Origin of the sequence: Segatella oris (genome assembly GCF_900637655.1) — a bacterium.
Lineage (GTDB): Bacteria > Bacteroidota > Bacteroidia > Bacteroidales > Bacteroidaceae > Prevotella > Prevotella oris.
Map to the genome: position 1 here is coordinate 1,564,304 of NZ_LR134384.1, position 19,144 is coordinate 1,583,447.

A 19,144-nucleotide genomic window follows, 5' to 3' on the forward strand; every position below is an offset into this window, starting at 1 on the left:
ATTAGTTTTTAGTTTGGATATAGCAAGTCTTTTAGAGTTAGATAGACACATTCTGTTTGCAATCAATGGATGTGACAATCTGATGTTGAATGGTGTCATGGTCACGCTTACAAATGCTTGGCTTTGGCTCCCATTATATCTGGCATTATTTTATATCGTTGTTAAGAATAATGAAACGATGGGGCAGATTGTGCTTGTTGTGTCAGCTTGCCTTGTTGCTGTAGCTTTGGCAAGTGGTGTTGACAATCTTTTGGTAAAGCCATGGATTGCTCGTTTAAGACCTTGTAATGCTCCAGGGATAAAGTATTTCATCAATACAGTTATTTGGATGGGTAAGGAACAATACAGTTTTTTCTCTGCTCACGCTGCCAATACCTTTGCTGTAGCAATATTCTTTGCTTTCTTAGTGAGAAGTCGTCTATTAAATATCGGTCTGTTTTTATGGGCTTTATTAAATGGTTACACTCGGATTTATCTTGGAGTTCATTATCCATCAGATGTATTAGTCGGTGCACTTTGGGGCATCTTGTGTGGCTCTATAGCTTATTGGTTCTATAGTTATGTCTATTTTAAAAGTAATCCTCATGTGAATTATGTCTCCAGCCAGTATACATCAACAGGGTATAATCGTTCGGATATTGATGCTGTTTTAGTATATCTTACTCTGTTGTTAATTGTTAGCTGTATAGTAGGGACCTTTGTATATTTATAATTTTGGATAAATAAGAAAATGGAAACAAAACATATAAAGATTAGTGAATACGACTATGTATTGCCTGATGAGCGGATAGCAAAATTTCCTTTGCCACAGCGCGATCATAGTAAGCTGTTGATTTATGAACACGGAAAAGTGAGTGATGATGTTTTTTTCAACTTACCGAAATATCTGCCACAACATGCTTTGATGGTTTATAACAATACGCGGGTTATTCAGGCACGTATGCATTTTCGTAAGGAGACAGGAGCACTCATTGAGGTGTTTTTAATGGAACCTGCAGCTCCGACAGATTATGAATTAATGTTTCAAACGAAGGGACAATGTTCTTGGCTATGTATGATAGGGAATCTCAAGAAGTGGAAAGAAGGTTCTTTGAAACGGGACTTTGATATAAAAGGGGAGCATCTTACACTTTCTGTACTGTTGAACTATGAGAAGAGTGCACATAGTGCTACAGGAACTAACTATTGGGTAGACTTTTCTTGGGATAATGCAAATATCAACTTTGCTGAAATCCTTGAAGTTGTAGGTGAATTACCAATCCCTCCTTATTTGAATCGTGAAACCGAAGAAAGCGATAAGTTAACCTATCAAACGGTTTATAGCAAGATAAAGGGTAGTGTAGCTGCACCTACGGCTGGACTTCATTTCACGGATGATGTGTTACGGGCAATAGAGGCTCGTGGGATTGAGCGTGAGGAAGTTACCTTACATGTAGGGGCTGGAACTTTCAAGCCCGTTAAGAGCAAGGAAATTTATGGGCATGAAATGCATACCGAATATATTGTAGTTCACCGTCATACGTTGGTAAATCTTATTAAGTATGAGTGTAAAGCTATTGCTGTAGGAACAACGAGTGTGAGGACTTTGGAAAGTCTTTATTACATGGGAGTCAAGTTAGAGAATAATCCTGACGCTACAGAAGAAGAATTACATGTAAGCCAGTGGGAACCTTATGAGAAAGAGCGTGAAGGTGGGCTGATAAATGGTATTACACCAGTCCATGCCATTCAAAATCTTATCGATTGGCTTGACAAAGCAGGTGTAGATGTTTTACATAGTAGCACGCAGATACTCATAGCTCCAGGCTATGAATATAAGATTGTAAAGATGCTTGTTACTAATTTTCATCAACCTCAGAGCACATTGCTGCTTCTTGTAAGTGCTTTTGTTAAGGGAGATTGGAGAAAAATCTATGACTACGCCTTGGCTAATAACTTCCGATTCCTTAGTTATGGTGATAGCTCGTTGCTTATCCCCTAACTGGAATTATATGAAAAACGTTTGAAAAAGAAATAAAATGAAAAAGGGAGATACAGTAAGATTTCTAAGCGAGACTGGTGGAGGTAAGATCGTCGGTTTCCAAAGTAATAATATTGTACTTGTTGAAGATGAAGATGGTTTTCAGATTCCATTTCCTATCAACGATGTCGTTGTTGTAAGTAGTGATGACTACACATCTTCTAAACTTGTACAGGCTAAGTTCGACTCTGTAGGACAGAAACAAAATAAAGTCGTTAGCCAGCAGAATAATCGTAGCATAAAGTCGATGATGCATGAAGGACAAGATGAGATTATAGACGTCTTTGATGACAAGATAGACAATGATGTTGTTGATGACAATAAAGAAATCTCTTTCAAAAAGCCTGTTGAGGAACGTAAAGGAGGAAATTCTTTGACGGCTTATCTTGCATTTGTACCTCTTGATATAAAGGATGTTGCATCTACTCGTTTCGAAACTTATTTTGTCAATGATAGCAACTACTATATGCAGTTCTGCTATATGACGGCAGAAGGGAATAGCTGGAATTTGAAATTTCAGGGCGAGGTAGAGCCCAATACTAAGCTATATATAGAAGAATTTAGCCGTGAGGAGCTTAATGATATGGCTCATATTGCTGTGCAGCTGATAGCTTATAAGCGTGAAAAACACTTTGTTCTTAAGCCCGGTATTGATGTGCAGTTCCGTCTTGATCCTGTAAAGTTTTACAAATTACACACCTTCCAAGATAATGACTTTTTTGAGACGCCGGCGTTGTTGTATGGTATCGTTGTCAATGATATTCCTGTGAAACCACTTGTTGTTGATGCTAAGGCATTGAAACGCGAGATGTATGCTGATAATGCTACTTTGCAGCAAGAAACGGAGCAAGATAGTGTAGAAAGTTATGTTCGTCGCTATGAGAATGGTCAGAAGAAAGGCAATCCTTTTCTGATTAAACATCGCGATAATGGTGATATTGTTGTCATTGATCTGCACGCGGATGCATTACTTGATACTACGGCAGGTATGAGCTCAACCGATATTCTCAATTATCAATTAAAGAAATTTCGTGAAATACTCGCTGAATATGATGGCAAGAAAGGTCAGAAACTCATTTTCATCCATGGCAAAGGAGAAGGAGTTCTTCGCAGTGCTATTGTAAATGATTTGAAGTATAAATACAAAAAATACACCTATCAAGATGCCTCTTTCCAAGAATATGGTTATGGGGCAACTCAGGTTACAATCAGATAGATTATGAATTACGGATTTATCAAAGTTGCCAGTGCCATACCTTCCGTGAAGGTGGGCGATGTGAAATACAATACTTTGCAGATTGAAAATCTCATAGTACAGGCCGAAAGTCGTGGAGTTGAGATTATTGTTTTTCCAGAACTGTCTATAACAGGTTATACCTGTCAGGACCTCTTCCGTCAGACCCTTCTGCTTGATGCCACGGATACAGCAGTGATGATGCTTCTTGATTTCTCGCGTAAGCTGAATGTCATTTCCATTGTTGGTGCTCCAATCCTTGTCGGCAATCTGCTTTTGAATTGTGCTTTAGTTATTCAGCAAGGCGAAATCCTCGGCATTATTCCAAAGACTTATCTTCCAAACTATAATGAGTTCTATGAGAAACGATGGTTTACCTCATCACAGGATTTGCGTCCTACGGAAATTCGGTATGCAGGTCATAAGTTACTTGTCTCTGCAGATCCGAAACTCTTTGTTACCTCTCAGGGGGTAAAATTTGGTGTTGAAATTTGTGAAGATGTGTGGGCTCCTATTCCCCCAAGCAATCACCTGGCGCTTTCGGGGGCAGATATTATTTTTAACCTTTCGGCAACTAATGAACTGATTGGTAAGCACAAATATCTCAAGAGTCTGTTGGCCCAGCAGAGTGCACGGATGATGAGTGGCTATGTTTATAGCAGTTGCGGATTTGGCGAGAGCACTCAAGATGTGGTATATGGAGGTAATGCACTCATTTATGAAAATGGTGTGTTGTTAGCTGAAGGAGAGCGCTTTTCCCTTACTCCTCAGTTAGTAGTGTCGCAGATTGATGTGGAGCGTCTTCGTGTCGAACGTTCTAATAACACAACATTTGTCAATGCTCAGCGCCAGGGTATAATGAATGGCAGCGAAGTCTTGTGCCACGGCATTGATGCCAAGACCGATTTTTGTTTAGAACGCACCATTGAACCTTGTCCATTTATCCCCCAAGATGACGGATTGACGACTTCCTGTGAAGAGATATTCAATATCCAAGTGCTTGGCTTAGCTAAACGATTTGTGCATACCGGTTGCAAACATGTTGTATTGGGGATTAGCGGCGGACTTGATTCAACACTGGCCTTGTTGGTATGCATCCGTACATTTGATAAGTTGCAGATGGATCGCAAGGGAATCATTGGGGTCACGATGCCTGGCTTTGGAACAACAGATCGCACCTATCAGAATGCAATTCAATTAATGGAAAGCCTGAAGATCACAATTCGCGAAATTCCGATAGCCAAGAGTGTCACGCAGCATTTTGAGGATATCGGCCATGATATGACTGTTCATGATGTAACCTATGAGAATGGGCAAGCTCGCGAACGGACACAAATACTGATGGATTTAAGCAATCAGGTCGGTGGTATGGTGATTGGCACAGGCGATCTTTCGGAGTTAGCTTTAGGCTGGGCCACTTATAACGGTGACCATATGAGCATGTATGGAGTCAATGCAAGTGTGCCAAAAACATTGATACAGTATCTCATGCGTTATGTGGCGACAACAATGTCAAGTAGGGTTTCTGATATCCTTATGGATATAATCGACACCCCAATCAGCCCGGAACTGATACCTGCTGATGCGGGCAATACTATTTGTCAAAAGACAGAAGACCTTGTAGGCCCCTATGAACTGCATGACTTCTTTCTCTATTATTTCTTGCGTTTCGGTTTTCGTCCACGCAAAATATTTATGTTGGCACAGAAAGCCTTTGCAGGTCATTATGATGACGAGGTGATTAAGAAATGGCTGACAACATTCTGTCGTCGTTTTTTCAGCCAGCAGTTCAAGCGTAGTTGTCTGCCTGATGGCCCGAAAGTTGGCAGTGTCAGCCTTAGTCCGCGTGGTGATTGGCGCATGCCGAGCGATGCAACGAGTGCATTGTGGTTAAAGGAATGTGAGGAACTTTGATACATGTCAGGTTTTGCATATCATTATCTTGATGTGTAGTTCGGGTAAAGAAACAAAATAAAAAAACGTATATCCCATGAAAGATATACGTTTTTTATATTCAAGTATGTCTGTAATCTTACGGCTATTTGACAATACCTTTCTCCAAATATTCAGCCAAATTTGTTCTTACTTTTTCAGCTGCACCTTCAGAAGCAACCTTGGCCATGTCGCTGTCTACCATAAGATTGACTAATTCCTCGAAGCTGGTTTTGCTAGGGTTCCAGCCCAACTCTGCCTTTGCCTTGGTGGGATCACCCCACAAGTTTACTACATCTGTAGGGCGATAGAAGTCGGGACTGACTTCTATCAGCACTTTACCCGTTGCTTTGTCAATGCCTTTTTCGTCCATACCTTCACCTGTGAACTCTAATTCTATGCCTACACGTTTGAAAGCATAGTAGCAGAAATCTCGTACGCTATGTTGTACTCCTGTTGCTATGACAAAGTCCTCCGGCTTATCATTTTGCAGAATAAGCCACATGCACTCTACGTAATCTTTGGCATATCCCCAGTCACGCAATGAACTTAGATTTCCTAAATAGAGTTTCTCTTGCTTACCTTGTTTTATCCGGGCAGCTGCTAATGTAATCTTTCTGGTAACGAAAGTTTCTCCACGGCGTTCACTTTCATGGTTGAACAGGATGCCTGAACAGCAGAACATGTTGTATGCATCACGGTATTCACGTACAATCCAGAAACCATATTGTTTGGCAACAGCGTATGGACTGTAGGGATGGAATGGTGTGTTTTCATTCTGTGGAACTTCTTCTACCTTACCATAAAGTTCTGATGTACTTGCTTGATAGATGCGACAGCTGTCTGTAAGTCCTAATTGGCGCACGGCTTCCAGCACACGTAATACGCCAACTGCATCCACATCAGCAGTGAATTCCGGTGAGTCAAAGCTTACCTGTACATGGCTTTGTGCAGCCAGATTATAAATTTCTGTAGGTTGAACTTTACCGATTACTCCAAGTATACTCATAGAATCTCCTAAGTCTGCATAGTGCAAATGGAAATGGGGGCGGCCTTCAAGGTGGGCGATACGTTCGCGATAGTCTACTGATGATCGGCGAATTGTGCCATGAACTTCATAACCTTTCTCCAAAAGGAATTCGGCCAAAAAGGAACCGTCCTGTCCTGTAATTCCTGTTATAAGTGCTACTTTTCTATTCATTTTGCTTTTATTTTTGCTCAGAAAACTGCTTGATGCGTTGCTCTTCTGAAAGTTTGCAGATTAATAAACGGTTGTCATTCTCGGCAATGATATAGCCATCAAGCCCTTGTATAATAACTTGTTTTTCGTTCATCGTGTGGACAATGCAATTGTGAGAATCATATAAACGAATGTCATTGCCAATCAAGCTGTTTCCATAAAGATCTTTTTTACTTTGTTCAACTAAGCTTCCCCAAGTGCCAAGATCGCTCCAGCCAAAGTCAGCAGGGCATACGAATATCTCTTCAGCCTTCTCCATAATGGCATAGTCTACAGAGATGTTCTCACATTCCGGATAGCATTTATCAATGTTTTCCTGTTCTTCTGGAGTGCCATAGATATGTTCCATGCCCTCAAAAACCTTGGATATCGCAGGCTGATATACTCTGAAAGCATTGACTATTGTACTGACACTCCAGATAAATACACCTGCATTCCAGAAGAAATTATTCTGTTGAACATACTTCTTTGCTGTTTCAATATCTGGTTTTTCCCGGAAAGAATCTACACGGAAAATCTCTTTGTTGCGTGGAGAGGATACCGATAAATCAGCCTGTATATAGCCATAGCCCGTCTCCGGACGATTAGGTTTCATACCCAATGTTACGATAGCATCGGTTTCGCCAGTGAATTTCAGACATGAAGTGATGACACGCTGAAATTCAACGGTGTCAGTAACAATATGGTCGCTGGGCGTTACAACAACATTGGCTTTGGGATTCTTTGATTTAATTCGCCAGCTGACGTATGCAATACATGGAGCCGTATTGCGCCGACATGGTTCTAACAAAATATTTTCTGTAGGAACATCCGGCAACTGCTCACGACAGAGTTCTAAGTATTTTTTATTGGTTACTATCCATATGTTTTCAGGTAAACATATGCCTTGAAAGCGGTCATAGGTCAATTGGAGCAGAGAACGGCCTACTCCAAGCACATCAATAAACTGCTTGGGGCATTCTGTTGTACTCATGGGCCAGAAGCGACTGCCTATGCCTCCGGCCATGATAACTATGTGATTTCTTTTATCTGTCATTTTATTCATAATATTATTCTGCCTCAAAATTACATAATTTCTTTAAAATATACAAATGATATTGATTGAAATTAGCTGCGACTTAGACTTGGCATATTGCACATGGCGTATTAAACTTCATTTTATGTGCACGTTATCTGCATTTCTAATCTGCATCAGATTATCGGGTAATCTATGTCATTTTAGAACGCAATCTGCGTCAAATCATGAGACGATTTGACGCAGATTGAAAACTTATATGCGATAGATTGATTATCAATATGATATATTGCTTTATTCAACTATCTTCACCATGTTGAATGAACTGATTTTATCATCGGGACTGACTTTGGCATTAATACGGAAAAGACTCTTCCCATTCTTTGATGTATCCTCGAATTCCTTTGTCTGAACCGCAGAGAATTTTACCGTATATTCATATTCTCCTTCGCCCACTTCTTTCTTGTCAATGGCATAATCATTATTGATGTGCCAATTCATGTTGGTCATATCGTCTTTCCATATCTTGTCAAGGAAAGTCGCAACGTCATTCTTTGTAGCGTCAGTTTTACCTAAGAAAGAAGTCATAAGAGTCTCACATGTATTTGTCAGTGCTATTTCATCACGTGAGTTTATGCTCTGGAAGAAATGGCGGAACAAGCTACTCAGCATCTGCTTCTCCTCCGGTTGGATAGTCTTGGCATTCAGACTTTTAATACCGTCTTTAGCCTCGTCCACGTGCTCTCCGTTGGGATGTTCCTGCAGATAGGTGTTGTAAGCATCCAATGTGTTGGTTGTTGATACGGTAGCCCAGTCGATAGAGTCTATCTTATGCTCGGCTTCAGCCTTGTGAGGAGAGTCAGGATGGTTGGCAATATAAGCTTCAAGAAGCGATTTTGAATTGCTCACCAAGGCGTTGGTCCAGTCTTTATCGCCCTGCTGTAGCATAAACAGGTGGGCCTGTATGCTGTCGACATGAGCTTTAGGTGCATCGGTGAAAGTGTCAAGATAGGCCTGCAACACGGCTGGATCGGCCGATTTCATGGCGTATTCATATTCACTTTGTTCTTTACTGACCTGTGCATCACGATAGAAATAGAAGATTAGTCCACCGGCAATCAAAGCAATCACAAGACAGATAATAAGTACGTTTTTCGTGCCATTTTTCTTGTTTTCTTCGTTGGAAGATTGCGGGTTGTCGGTCTTCTCTGTGGGTGGGATAGGGGGAGGTGGCGTTGCTGCAGGTTTTATTTTCCCAGCAATTTCCACACCACATTTAGGACAAAATGGAGCCTTGTCACTGACAGGGTTTCCACATTCCGGGCATTTTATTATAGCCATATTGTTCAGTTTGTTATTTGTTATGATTAGTGTTTGAATTTAATTTCACGCAGGCTGTGCTTATCCATAAAGCGACTTTTGTCCACATATCCATTGACGCCATTGATTCTTCCTTTACCGGTGTATTGCCATATGGTGTAGTCGCGATCATCTGCTAATACGGGTATGCGTTGCGTATATTGTGCAATCATCAGCTTGTAATCGTCAATTTTCCCTAATAGATAGTTGTTGTAGAAGTTGACAAAGGTGTAGAGTAACGGCTTCTGGTTATAAGCTTTCTCGACCATATGAAGGAACTTGAACAGAGAATCGCAGAATTCTTCAGTGCCAAGTCCGCTCTTCGTCTCAATATCTATCATAGGAATTAAATCCTGTTCGCTTGGACGACACTGTGTCATGAAATTGAGTAATTGTTTGTTGAGATCGGTTTTGGGGCGGAAGAAATGGTATGAACCCACTTTTAGCCCATATTTATGAGCCAGTTCGATATTGCTTTCGTATTTATGGTCAATGCGGTCACCGCCCTCGGTTGCTTTCAAATAGACATAAGCCATCTTTGAATTGTCTCCCACAGTCTCCCAGAAAACATCTCCTTGATAGTGGCTTAAATCAATCCCATGTACGTGGGTGCATGTGTCTTCACACTGAATGTAGTTTTGAGCATTCATGACCATGGATGTGAAAAAAGTAAAGAAGGCTATTGAATATAATTTTTTTAATCTCATATTTGCAAAATTACAGCAAAAGCCTATAATGACAAAATAAATTAATTATATTTTGCTTATTCTTCAATCTCAGAAAGACTGCGTGAGAAATTCAACAGAAAATTACTGGTTGTTTCAAGAGGGGCATAATCCATATAGCGCATACTACGTCGCAGGTTTCGCCGTAATAGCTTCTGGTTGTTATGTACAAAGACACTGTTCCCTTGTCTGAAGTGCCATTCTTCTGTGTCTTGTTCAATGTTGCAGATAGAGCGAAGCGTCAGTTTTATAGCCTTTCTCTCTATTTGTTTTACGAATGGTAGTTCTTCTTTGTCAAAGCCGAATAGGGCTATCAGAATATTCCCCTGCAGTTGTGCAAAGCGTGAAATATGCAGTTTGGAAAGCCAACGCTCCAATTTGATAAAGTCAACTTTGTCCCCACGGGAGCGGAGATATTGTCCCAATTGTATGATGCCACGCACAGGAATGCCATGGTTCATTGTTGCGTTGACATTGGCAATGATGATGCGGAGCAGATAGACGGTCTCAATAGAGGAGTCTGCAGCTTGTGATTCCGCTTTTTGAATTTTCTTCAATCTCTTGTTCAGCAGCGGATTTGATAATGTCACTTCTCCCGCTGGCATGTCGGCAATATTCTTCATTAATGCCATAAGCTTCTTCATTTTGAACCTTGACATGGGTTCCTGTTCTTCCTTGGTTTGGAAGTTATCAATTCTAAGTTTTGTAAAGAGATTGCGTTGAATGATATTCATAGTGTAGTGACCTGTTATTTAAGAAAATCTCTTGGGGTATCGTAACATGATTGACATGAAGGCAGCAAAGCCTATTGCCATGGGATAATAAAGATAAGGAAGAATTTGGATAGGGCTTACTCCTGACAGACCGGCAGCCAACAACATCTGCACACCATAGGGGATAAGACCTTGAACACAGCAGGAGAATGTGTCAAGAATACTGGCAGCCTTCCGATTGTCAACGCCATATCTGTCGCCTATTTTCTTGGCAATGGAGCCTACGGTCAATATGGCAACTGTATTGTTTGCGGTGCAGATATTGACAAAGGAGACAAGAGTCGCTATGGCAAGTTCGGCACCACGTTTTCCATTTACCTTATTGGTAATCTTGTTGATGATGTAATCAATGCCTCCATTCTCGCGGATAATCTCAAGCATACCGCCAGCCATCATCGCTATAATGACGAGTTCACCCATGCCTAATACACCGTCGCCCATTGCAGCAAACCATCCATATATGCTGTAAGTACCGGTGGCTATGCCAATGACTCCACAAAGAAAAAGACCTAAGGTCAATACAGCCATGACGTTCATTCCGGCAATTGCTGCTATCAGAACAAGGAGATAGGGGAGTATCTTGACGTATTCTACGGGTGGCACTGTTGCCGGTGTACTGACGTTGGCTCCTAAAAAGAAATAGATGACAAGGATAATCAGGGCAGCAGGAGCTACAATCATTGAGTTTACATGAAACTTATCCTTCATCAAACAGCCTTGTGTCTGCGTTGCAACAACTGTAGTGTCGGAGATAAATGACAGATTATCGCCGAAATATGCGCCTCCGACAATCACTGCAGTCATCATAGCTACATTGAAATCTGTTGAGTGTGCCACGCCCGCTGCTATTGGAACAAGTGCAACAACAGTGCCGACACTCGTGCCGATAGATATGGAAATAAAGCAAGCTGCAAGAAAAAGACCAGGCAAGAGCATTGTACTTGGCAGGTAATTCAGCGTGAAATTGACTGTAGCATCAATGGCTCCCATACTTTTAGCCGATGCAGCAAAAGCACCGGCTAATACATAAATCCAGAGCATGAGCATAAGGTTACTGGCACCGGCACCACGACTGAAGGTATCAATCCTTTTCTTTATTGGCAGTCCTCCCGATATAATGATAGCATAGATGCTTGACAGCATGAAAGCTACAGAGAGAGAAAGGTTGGGTTCGTTCTTCTCTTTGTCAACCGAATAGATTGTAAACATCAGGATGAATACAATCAATACAAATAGTGGCGATAGTGCCAGAAGTCCTTTTTTCGTGCTCAATTTTAATTGTTATAATGTTACACCATTCTTGAATATGGCGATTTCTCTGTATCCATTCATCTCGTTTTTCACTTTCTCTCCATTTGCAGTAGCGATAACCTTGTCTATGAAATCATTTCGAAGAGTCAGCATGTCGACACCTTCCACAAGTTTTCCCGCATTAAAGTCAATCCAGTTCTGCTTTGATTTGAAGATTTGTGAGTTGGTACTTATTTTCATTGTGGGCACGAAAGTGCCGAATGGAGTACCGCGTCCTGTTGTGAATAAAACCATTTGGCAGCCTGAAGCAGCCAATGCTGTTGATGCAACCAAGTCATTTCCTGGTGCAGAAAGCAGGTTAAGCCCATTAGTTTTCAAACGTTCTGCATACTCAAGCACACCGCTGACAGGTGCATGTCCGCATTTCTGTGTACAGCCTAAAGCCTTATCTTCAAGTGTTGATATACCACCTGCCTTGTTTCCCGGGGAAGGGTTTTCACCTACAGGCTCACCATGACTGAGGAAATATTCTTTGAAATTATTAATCAGATGAACCGTTTTTTGAAATAAATCAGCTGTCTGACAACGGTTCATGAGAATGGTTTCGGCCCCAAACATTTCCGGTACTTCAGTGAGGATCGTTGTTCCTCCCTGTGCTATCAACCAGTCAGAGAACTCTCCTACGAGTGGGTTTGCTGTTATTCCACTGAAGCCGTCACTGCCACCGCACTTCAAACCGATGCGGAGTTTGCTGACAGGGACTTCTTCACGTTTGTCTTGAGCTGCTGTGTTATATAGCTTTCTCAAGATTTTCATGCCTTCTTCAACCTCATCTCCCTCCACACGTTGGGTCACAAGAAGCTGTATTCGTTCTCTGTCATAATTGCCCAACATCTTCATAAAGTCCTCGGGCTGATTGTTTTCACATCCCAATGACAGCACTAAAACAGCTCCGGCATTAGGATGTAGGCAGATATCGCGAAGCACTTTACGTGTGTTTTCGTGGTCGGCTCCTAATTGTGAACAGCCATAATTATGGTGCCAGGCATGTATGGCATTAACACCTTTGAGCTGAGTTTCCTGTTCAAGTTGACGGGCAAGGCGTTCTGCAATGCCATTTACACAGCCTACAGTCGGTACAATCCATATTTCATTTCGAATGCCAACCTCACCGTTCTTACGCATAAATCCTTTGAAAGATTTATCTTCCTGTTCTATAGAAAGTGGCTTTATCGCAGGATGATATTCATATTCCAGCGTACCGGAAAGGTTCGTTTGTATATTGTTCTCATTCACCCATTCACCGGCTTTCAAATTCTCTTTGGCACGACCAATAGGATATCCGTATTTGATAATCGGTTTATCTTTGGGCGTATCACATAGAAGGATTTTGTGACCGGCAGGAGTATTCCTAAGTGCTTGAACAGCATGGTTGCCGATTTTGATTTCTTCGCCCGCATTTATTGGTCGCAGACAGACAACAACGTTGTCGCCTTTGTTCATTTGTAAATAAGCAGTTTGTTTCATGTAGATTGTTATTAATGAGTTTGTTTTATAATTGTGTACGTCTGTAAAAATCGATATTCTCTTTCATGATCAACTCTATGGGCATGTAATTCACCGGCTGAATCTTTTTCTTAAGCACAATAACTCTGAACAGCGCATCAATACAAGAGTAGCCCTGCATATAAGCATGCTGTGCAATCAGAAACGAAATATTCCCTTTGCGCAGACTCTCTGCATTTCTGGCTACCATGTCATATCCCATAATCTGGATGTCATTGCGATGGGTTTGCAAAAGAAATTCACCAACGAGATATGCTTTGGAATTAAATGTTATGCAATGGTGTGTGTGTGGATGATGCGTGAAATAATCCTCCAAGATAGCAGAATGTTCCTCTTTGCTGCAATCGAGTGGGAGATTGACTTCTATGATCTTAACCTGCGGAAAGAACTTTTTCATGTAGTTGCGGAAGCCTACTTCGCGGTTAGCCTGCTGCGTACTGGTGACATGTCCATTCTTGATTTGCTTCATCAGCATGATTTCCTGTTGGTCGAAAGCTTTCATCATCAGCACTTTTGCAGCGAAAAATCCACTGCTGAAAGAGTCTTGCCCATAGAATGAAAGCGGCTTGAGCTCCGGCATGTAAGAGTCCAACATGATGAAAGGAATGTTGTTTTCGTGTAGGGCTGTCGTAAAATCACGTGTGATTTCAAGTTCTGCAGGAACGACAACCACACCGTCCGGATGTTGGTTAAGGCATTCTTCGCTTTTCGCCTTGAACGAAGCATCATTGAAACGCTCGTAATAAATGATTTTCATGTCAATGTGGAAGTCGCGTCTGTACTCCACAGCCTTGGCTGCACCTTCCTCAATTTCTTCCCAATAAGTCTCCTCTTTATGACCTGGAATGAAAAGATAGAAAGTATAAGATTTGTTATACGCCAGGGCACTTGCATACATATTAGGCTAATAGTTCATTTCCTCAAGGGCCTTTTCAACCTTTTCCCGGGCAGGTGCAGATACGTTGGGACGATCGTGAAGCACACGGTCTACAGTACCGACCGATACTCCTGCTCTTTCAGCAATGTCTTTTATTCTGATTTTTTCAGTCATAGTTTTATTTTGTTTTGAAAGATGAATAGTTCACTTATCATAGAGATTATATAATGCAAAGAGCCACTTTTTTTCTTTGCAAATATAGTAATTAAAGTTGAATTGTGCGAACACACAGCAAGATTTTTCTTGAGAAAGTTTGCTTGTTTTGAGTAGGTGTTAATAAAAAAGTGTATAATTCATATCTATTTCAATAACATCCTAAAAAAAAGACTTTTTTTCTTATTTTATTCATTTGTATAGAGTTTTATTGTTCCTGTCATACTATGACTTAAGTATACCTATTTACACAAAAACCTCTAATGAGATACGTATGTGATATGGTCAATTTCGTTTGAACCCAAAAGCGCAATTTTAATAGTTTCAAACCGGTAAATCTTCTTTGGATAGAAGGGATAAGTTGAATGGCTTTTCCATAGATGACGAAAACCCATACAAGACCTAAAGGCCGTTGATGATACAGAACTGTACAAAAAGTTATTATGGGTGTTTGCATGTGTTCAGACTATAAAAAGGAGTCTGTTGTCACCCTTTTATAATATTCAAAGAGATAATTATAGCTTAAAAGAAGAAAGTTTTGTATCTTTGCAATCAACTTAAGAATATAAACCACGTATGAAATACATTGTTATAAAGACCTATGGATACAGAAACAATCTTAAAGTTTAAAAAGGTTTTAGAGTACTTTGTTGCACATTTAAGTTATATGCAGTCTGGTAAATCTCAGGATATTCCCGGATATGCTCAATATATTAAACCTTATGAGGATAAGGGAAACTTTGCACAGACAGGACAGGGGTATAACGGCGAGGCCATTCAGAACCAGATAAAAGACTGGGATATGATAGATGGTGAAAAATTGTGTATTAATGTTCAGCCTAATTATGGTTCTTACAAGTCAAAAAAATGCTACTTGAACTGGATACGAACTGGTATTAATATTTTTGCCCAATGGAGTGACGATCAGATCAACGAGGTTAGTATAGGTTTTTCATACTGGTGGAAGAGGCCTATAGACTTTAAGGTTGTTAAGCGTGAATCGCTTGACAGGCTTGGTTTGTATGACAATAGTGACCAGCTAAACAGCGAACTCATTAACTTCTTCGACTATTTTATGAATGAAATAAAGGAGTTTCACCGAGGGACAAGCGAATACTATAAAGCAGTTTCTGAGTATTACCGTGATCAAGAAAATAAAACAAAGCTTTTAGAGAATAATGACATTATAAACACAATCCTTGCGAATAGAAATGTTATTTTTACAGGTGCTCCCGGTACTGGTAAGACTTATTGGACAAAAGAATTAGCTGCTCAGATTATACTTAATGATAGTTATGATGAAGGAAATCCAGCACAGAAGAGTATAATGGATGAGCAGTATGATTTTGTACAGTTCCATCCTTCTTATGACTATACGGACTTCGTAGAAGGCTTACGTCCTATAGATGACGGAAATGGAAATATCTCTTTCAGACGTGAGGACGGTATCTTTATGGCTTTTTGCAGAAAGGCTTTAAAGGCATTTAACGAGGTGGAGGATAAACAAGATGCGCCAAAGTATGTCTTTGTCATTGACGAGATTAATCGAGGTGAGCTTTCAAAGATTTTAGGAGAGCTATTCTTTAGTATCGATCCCGGCTACAGAGGAGTAAAAGGAAAGGTCAAGACACAATATCATAACCTGTGGAAGAATTCAGTAGACGAGACACAGAAGAGGTTCGGTGACACAGATTTTTTCTATATTCCAGAGAATGTCTATATCATTGGTACGATGAATGATATTGACCGCAGTGTAGAAAGTATGGATTTCGCTATGCGTCGTCGTTTTGCCTTCAAAGAAGTGTCAGTTTCTGACCGTCTTGATATGATTCGCAAGGATAAAATCCTTGGCAAGTCACCTGATGAGATCTTAAGGCGATTGGAAAATCTGAATCTTTGTATCCTCCCTATCCAAGGGCTTTCAAGTGCCTATCAGATCGGTGCAGCTTATTTCTTAAAACTGAAGAACTATCTGAAAGACGATAATTCAATTGCCCCCGAATCTTGGGAGAGCCTGTGGAAAAATCATATTTATGGTTTGTTGTTCGAGTATCTTCGTGGCTTCCCAGATGCACAAGAAAGCCTACATCTGCTTTATGAGGCTTTTCAACTGAAGAGTATATACAGCCAAACGGGTGGTAAGATTATAAAGGTGGATAACAATGGGTAGGATTATTCATCTTACAGATAACAACATAGAGGGTTCCTATATTGATGATGGGGTGCTTGATATTCTGAAGATTGCCAATATCAGCAAGCTACGAGACAATCCTGACCTTTTAATTTTCCCCTATTCGCTTGTAGAATCGAACTATAGTATCGGTGATTTATCGATATTGACTACGTCTGATCATCACTATGATAAGGAGGGAAAGTGTCTTTCATTAAGGGTGCATACAGGAAATCTTATGGGGTTTATCGGAGTGAATGAAACTTCTATTAGTATTCATTCTAGATTTACCCATAAGAATCAACAAGGTGTTACTGATGAAGGAGGAAAAGATTTTTTCCTTTATTATATGCTTCAGAAGATATTATCAATCAATTTGTTAGACCTTAAACACACGACAAATCAGGAAGATAGAGCATTTGATTTTCTGCTGTTTTTGTTTCCTATTTTACTGAAAAAGGCTATGTCACAAGGAGTCTATAAGGAATATCAATGCAGATATTATGATGATGCTAAAGTGAAAGGACCTGTTGATATTTCGCGCTTTATCAGAAATGATATCCCTTTCAAAGGGCGTGTTAGCTATAAGTTACGTGAACATACTTATGACAATTCTATTACGCAGCTAATCAGACATACGATAGAGTATATAAAACAGAATTCTATCGGTGCTGAAATTTTAAGAAACGACCAAGAGACGATGGATAATGTTGCCCAAATTGTTATGGTAACGCCAAGCTATGACTGGCATAGCAGAGAGCGTGTCTTAAATGAAAACAGGAAACCAAAGGTTCATCCGTATTTTCTAAACTATCAGATGCTTCAGCAGTTGTGTATAAGAATCCTAAGACATGAGTCGCTCAAATATGGTAAAAGTGAGGATAAAGTATACGGAATATTGTTTGATGGAGCTTGGCTATGGGAAGAATATCTGAATACCGTACTCTCTAAGATAGGATTCACACATCCGAGAAACAAGGAACGTGAGGGAGGGGTAAGGATATTTTCCAGTCCAACTGATAAGGATAGTTTTGATAATAATGGTAGGCGTATCTATCCTGATTTTTATCGTCAAGATTATATTTTGGATGCTAAGTATAAGTGTCTAAACGGGACTGTAGGGCGTGAGGACCTTTATCAGGTTATTTCTTATATGTATTGTATGGATAAGCCTTATGGTGGTTATGTTTATCCCGATGATTCCGACCAAAAAACGACAAGGTTAAAACTTGCGGGTAAGGGACTTGAATATAAGGGAGATACGGGTGGTATCTTGTCTACTATCCCGTTTAAAATACCTCAAAAAGCAGAGCATTGGAAGGGATTTCTGCAAGCCATAAATCAGTCAGAGAGCATGTTAAAAGATTTATTGAGCCTTTCTCATTAAGGCTACATATGGAAAGGCCATTCAACTTTGTCCCTTTTGGGAAAAGAAGAATTTATCACTTAAAGCATACATGAGTTCGGTTTAAGAAAGTACTTGTGCAAGTTGGTAATCTCGTTAGTTTCTTGTGACTTTATAGTTAAGAAGCTATAAATTACAAAATAACTAAGCGATGACTACCAGGGACAAAGTTACAGAAATATTCTGCATTATCGATGAGTTTGGCAGGAAGTTGAATGTTGAACTGAGTAAAAACCTATGTTTACCGCCCTATAGCAGTAATGGAGAATATAGCAGGAATTGTAAGAGAAGGCTTTCTGAAAGTGAATTCATGACGATACTCGTGTACTGTCACTTCTGTACATATCGTAATTTCAAGGAGTAATACCAGAACTGTATCCGTAGAAGGCTCAGGCATGAATTTCCTGTAGCCGTTTCCTATAATCGTTTTGTAGAATTCATGCCCCGTATGTTCTTCAATATGATGATATCCATGAAGCTTTATGCTTTCGGCAAGTGTACTGGTATAACGTCCGTTGACAGTACGGTGATTCCTGTTTGTCACAATGTAAGACGGTATTTTAACAAGGTCTTTGCTGGACTTGCCAGGAGTGGCAAGGGTACTATGGGTTGGTGTCATGGATTCAAGCTTCATCTTCTTTGTAATGATTTAGGTGAAGTAATAACATTCTGTCTTACAGGAGCAAATGTTGATGACAGGGATCGTAGAGTCTGGACGGTATTTGCAAAGGTACTCTATGGAAAGGTTTTTGCAGACAGAGGGTTACATCAAGCAGGAACTCTTTGGAAGTCTGTTTAGTCAAGGTATTCAACTTGTTCATGGTCTTAAAGCAAATATGAAGAATAAGATTATGCCCATATGGGATAAGATTATGCAAAGAAAAGATATATCATCGAGTGCATTAATGAACTGCTAAAGAACAAAGCGAACATCGTACACTCACGACATCGATCGATACATAACTTTATCATGAACTTATGTTCAGCCCTTACAGCATATTGTTTTTATGAGAATAAACCTAAAGCACTGGAAAGATCAAGGCAGTTAGAATTATTTGCATACTAAACTTAACCCGAACTGGCGTATATCTTCAAGATAGGCCTTGTAACGGAATGCCGCATTCCTGGTAAGCCAAGCCGTGCTATGGCAGTCTGGGCACGATGGTCCCATTCCCGTGCAAGAAGCATGGAAAGGAAAATGTCCACCGTCATGGACTGCGGCGTGGTGCCGGCAAGGCTTTCCCTGAAAGCCTCCGCCATACCATGCAGCTTCATGCGGTTCATCAAATCAAGCGATATAGTATTCTGATCCAGCTGTCCTGTAACAGGAGCTGTCTTGTTGTTTGTTTCCATAAATCCGAACT

General features: G+C 40.4%; 13 protein-coding genes and 3 pseudogenes. 7 read left to right on the plus strand and 9 right to left on the minus strand.

Features of this window, described 5'->3' with window-relative positions:
• Positions 1-13 precede the first annotated feature (13 nt).
• The 4 genes from EL210_RS06515 to EL210_RS06530 are packed head-to-tail and all read left to right on the plus strand — an operon-like array spanning position 14 to position 5,168.
• Positions 14-712, plus strand: a complete 699-nt coding sequence (locus tag EL210_RS06515; protein ID WP_025879781.1) for a phosphatase PAP2 family protein — start codon at positions 14-16, stop codon at positions 710-712.
• An 18-nt stretch (positions 713-730) separates the two neighbouring features.
• A complete protein-coding gene (locus EL210_RS06520; RefSeq protein WP_018920807.1) occupies positions 731-1,981 on the plus strand; it encodes an S-adenosylmethionine:tRNA ribosyltransferase-isomerase in 1,251 nt (416 codons plus the stop codon).
• A 37-nt stretch (positions 1,982-2,018) separates the two neighbouring features.
• Complete coding sequence (locus EL210_RS06525; RefSeq protein WP_018920808.1) at positions 2,019-3,236, plus strand: DUF2027 domain-containing protein; 1,218 nt, start codon at positions 2,019-2,021, stop codon at positions 3,234-3,236.
• Positions 3,237-3,239: 3 nt separating this feature from the next.
• Positions 3,240-5,168, plus strand: coding sequence for an NAD(+) synthase (locus EL210_RS06530; protein WP_018920809.1), 1,929 nt, complete (start codon positions 3,240-3,242; stop codon positions 5,166-5,168).
• Positions 5,169-5,292: 124 nt separating this feature from the next.
• Here EL210_RS06530 and gmd read toward each other — a convergent pair whose 3' ends face one another.
• The 8 genes and pseudogenes from gmd to EL210_RS06570 form a co-directional block, all read right to left on the minus strand.
• On the minus strand, positions 5,293-6,387 hold the full coding sequence (gene gmd / locus EL210_RS06535; RefSeq protein ID WP_018920810.1) for a GDP-mannose 4,6-dehydratase: 1,095 nt from the start codon (positions 6,385-6,387) through the stop codon (positions 5,293-5,295).
• Between the two features lie 7 nt (positions 6,388-6,394).
• Positions 6,395-7,462, minus strand: coding sequence for a mannose-1-phosphate guanylyltransferase (locus EL210_RS06540; protein ID WP_018920811.1), 1,068 nt, complete (start codon positions 7,460-7,462; stop codon positions 6,395-6,397).
• 273 nt (positions 7,463-7,735) lie between these two features.
• Positions 7,736-8,782, minus strand: coding sequence for a zinc ribbon domain-containing protein (locus tag EL210_RS06545; protein ID WP_025879782.1), 1,047 nt, complete (start codon positions 8,780-8,782; stop codon positions 7,736-7,738).
• A 26-nt stretch (positions 8,783-8,808) separates the two neighbouring features.
• Positions 8,809-9,507, minus strand: a complete 699-nt coding sequence (locus EL210_RS06550; RefSeq protein ID WP_026285982.1) for a glycoside hydrolase family 25 protein — start codon at positions 9,505-9,507, stop codon at positions 8,809-8,811.
• Between the two features lie 56 nt (positions 9,508-9,563).
• The gene (locus EL210_RS06555) at positions 9,564-10,259 is read right to left on the minus strand and encodes a hypothetical protein (RefSeq protein WP_004371033.1); all 696 of its coding nucleotides are present in this window, start codon (positions 10,257-10,259) and stop codon (positions 9,564-9,566) included.
• A gap of 18 nt (positions 10,260-10,277) precedes the next feature.
• Positions 10,278-11,570: a Na+/H+ antiporter NhaC family protein gene (locus tag EL210_RS06560; RefSeq protein ID WP_025879783.1), complete on the minus strand. Its 1,293-nt coding sequence runs from the start codon at positions 11,568-11,570 to the stop codon at positions 10,278-10,280.
• 9 nt (positions 11,571-11,579) lie between these two features.
• Positions 11,580-13,076 carry a UxaA family hydrolase gene (locus tag EL210_RS06565; RefSeq protein WP_025879784.1) on the minus strand — a complete coding sequence of 499 codons (1,497 nt, stop codon included), beginning with the start codon at positions 13,074-13,076 and terminating at the stop codon, positions 11,580-11,582.
• A gap of 25 nt (positions 13,077-13,101) precedes the next feature.
• Positions 13,102-14,166: pseudogene (locus EL210_RS06570) on the minus strand (substrate-binding domain-containing protein).
• 640 nt (positions 14,167-14,806) lie between these two features.
• Here EL210_RS06570 and EL210_RS06575 point away from each other — a divergent pair.
• From EL210_RS06575 to EL210_RS06585, 3 genes and pseudogenes are all read left to right on the plus strand, one after another.
• Positions 14,807-16,375 carry an McrB family protein gene (locus tag EL210_RS06575; RefSeq protein ID WP_018920817.1) on the plus strand — a complete coding sequence of 523 codons (1,569 nt, stop codon included), beginning with the start codon at positions 14,807-14,809 and terminating at the stop codon, positions 16,373-16,375.
• Positions 16,368-17,762: a 5-methylcytosine restriction system specificity protein McrC gene (locus EL210_RS06580; protein ID WP_018920818.1), complete on the plus strand. Its 1,395-nt coding sequence runs from the start codon at positions 16,368-16,370 to the stop codon at positions 17,760-17,762. Before EL210_RS06575 ends, EL210_RS06580 begins: the two co-directional genes overlap by 8 nt.
• Positions 17,763-17,931: 169 nt before the next feature.
• A pseudogene (locus tag EL210_RS06585) lies at positions 17,932-18,846 on the plus strand (IS982 family transposase).
• 18 nt (positions 18,847-18,864) lie between these two features.
• On the opposite strand, the pseudogene EL210_RS06590 reads toward EL210_RS06585, so the two are convergent.
• A pseudogene (locus tag EL210_RS06590) lies at positions 18,865-19,133 on the minus strand (ATP-binding protein); the annotation flags it as partial.
• Between the last annotated feature and the right edge of the window lie 11 nt (positions 19,134-19,144).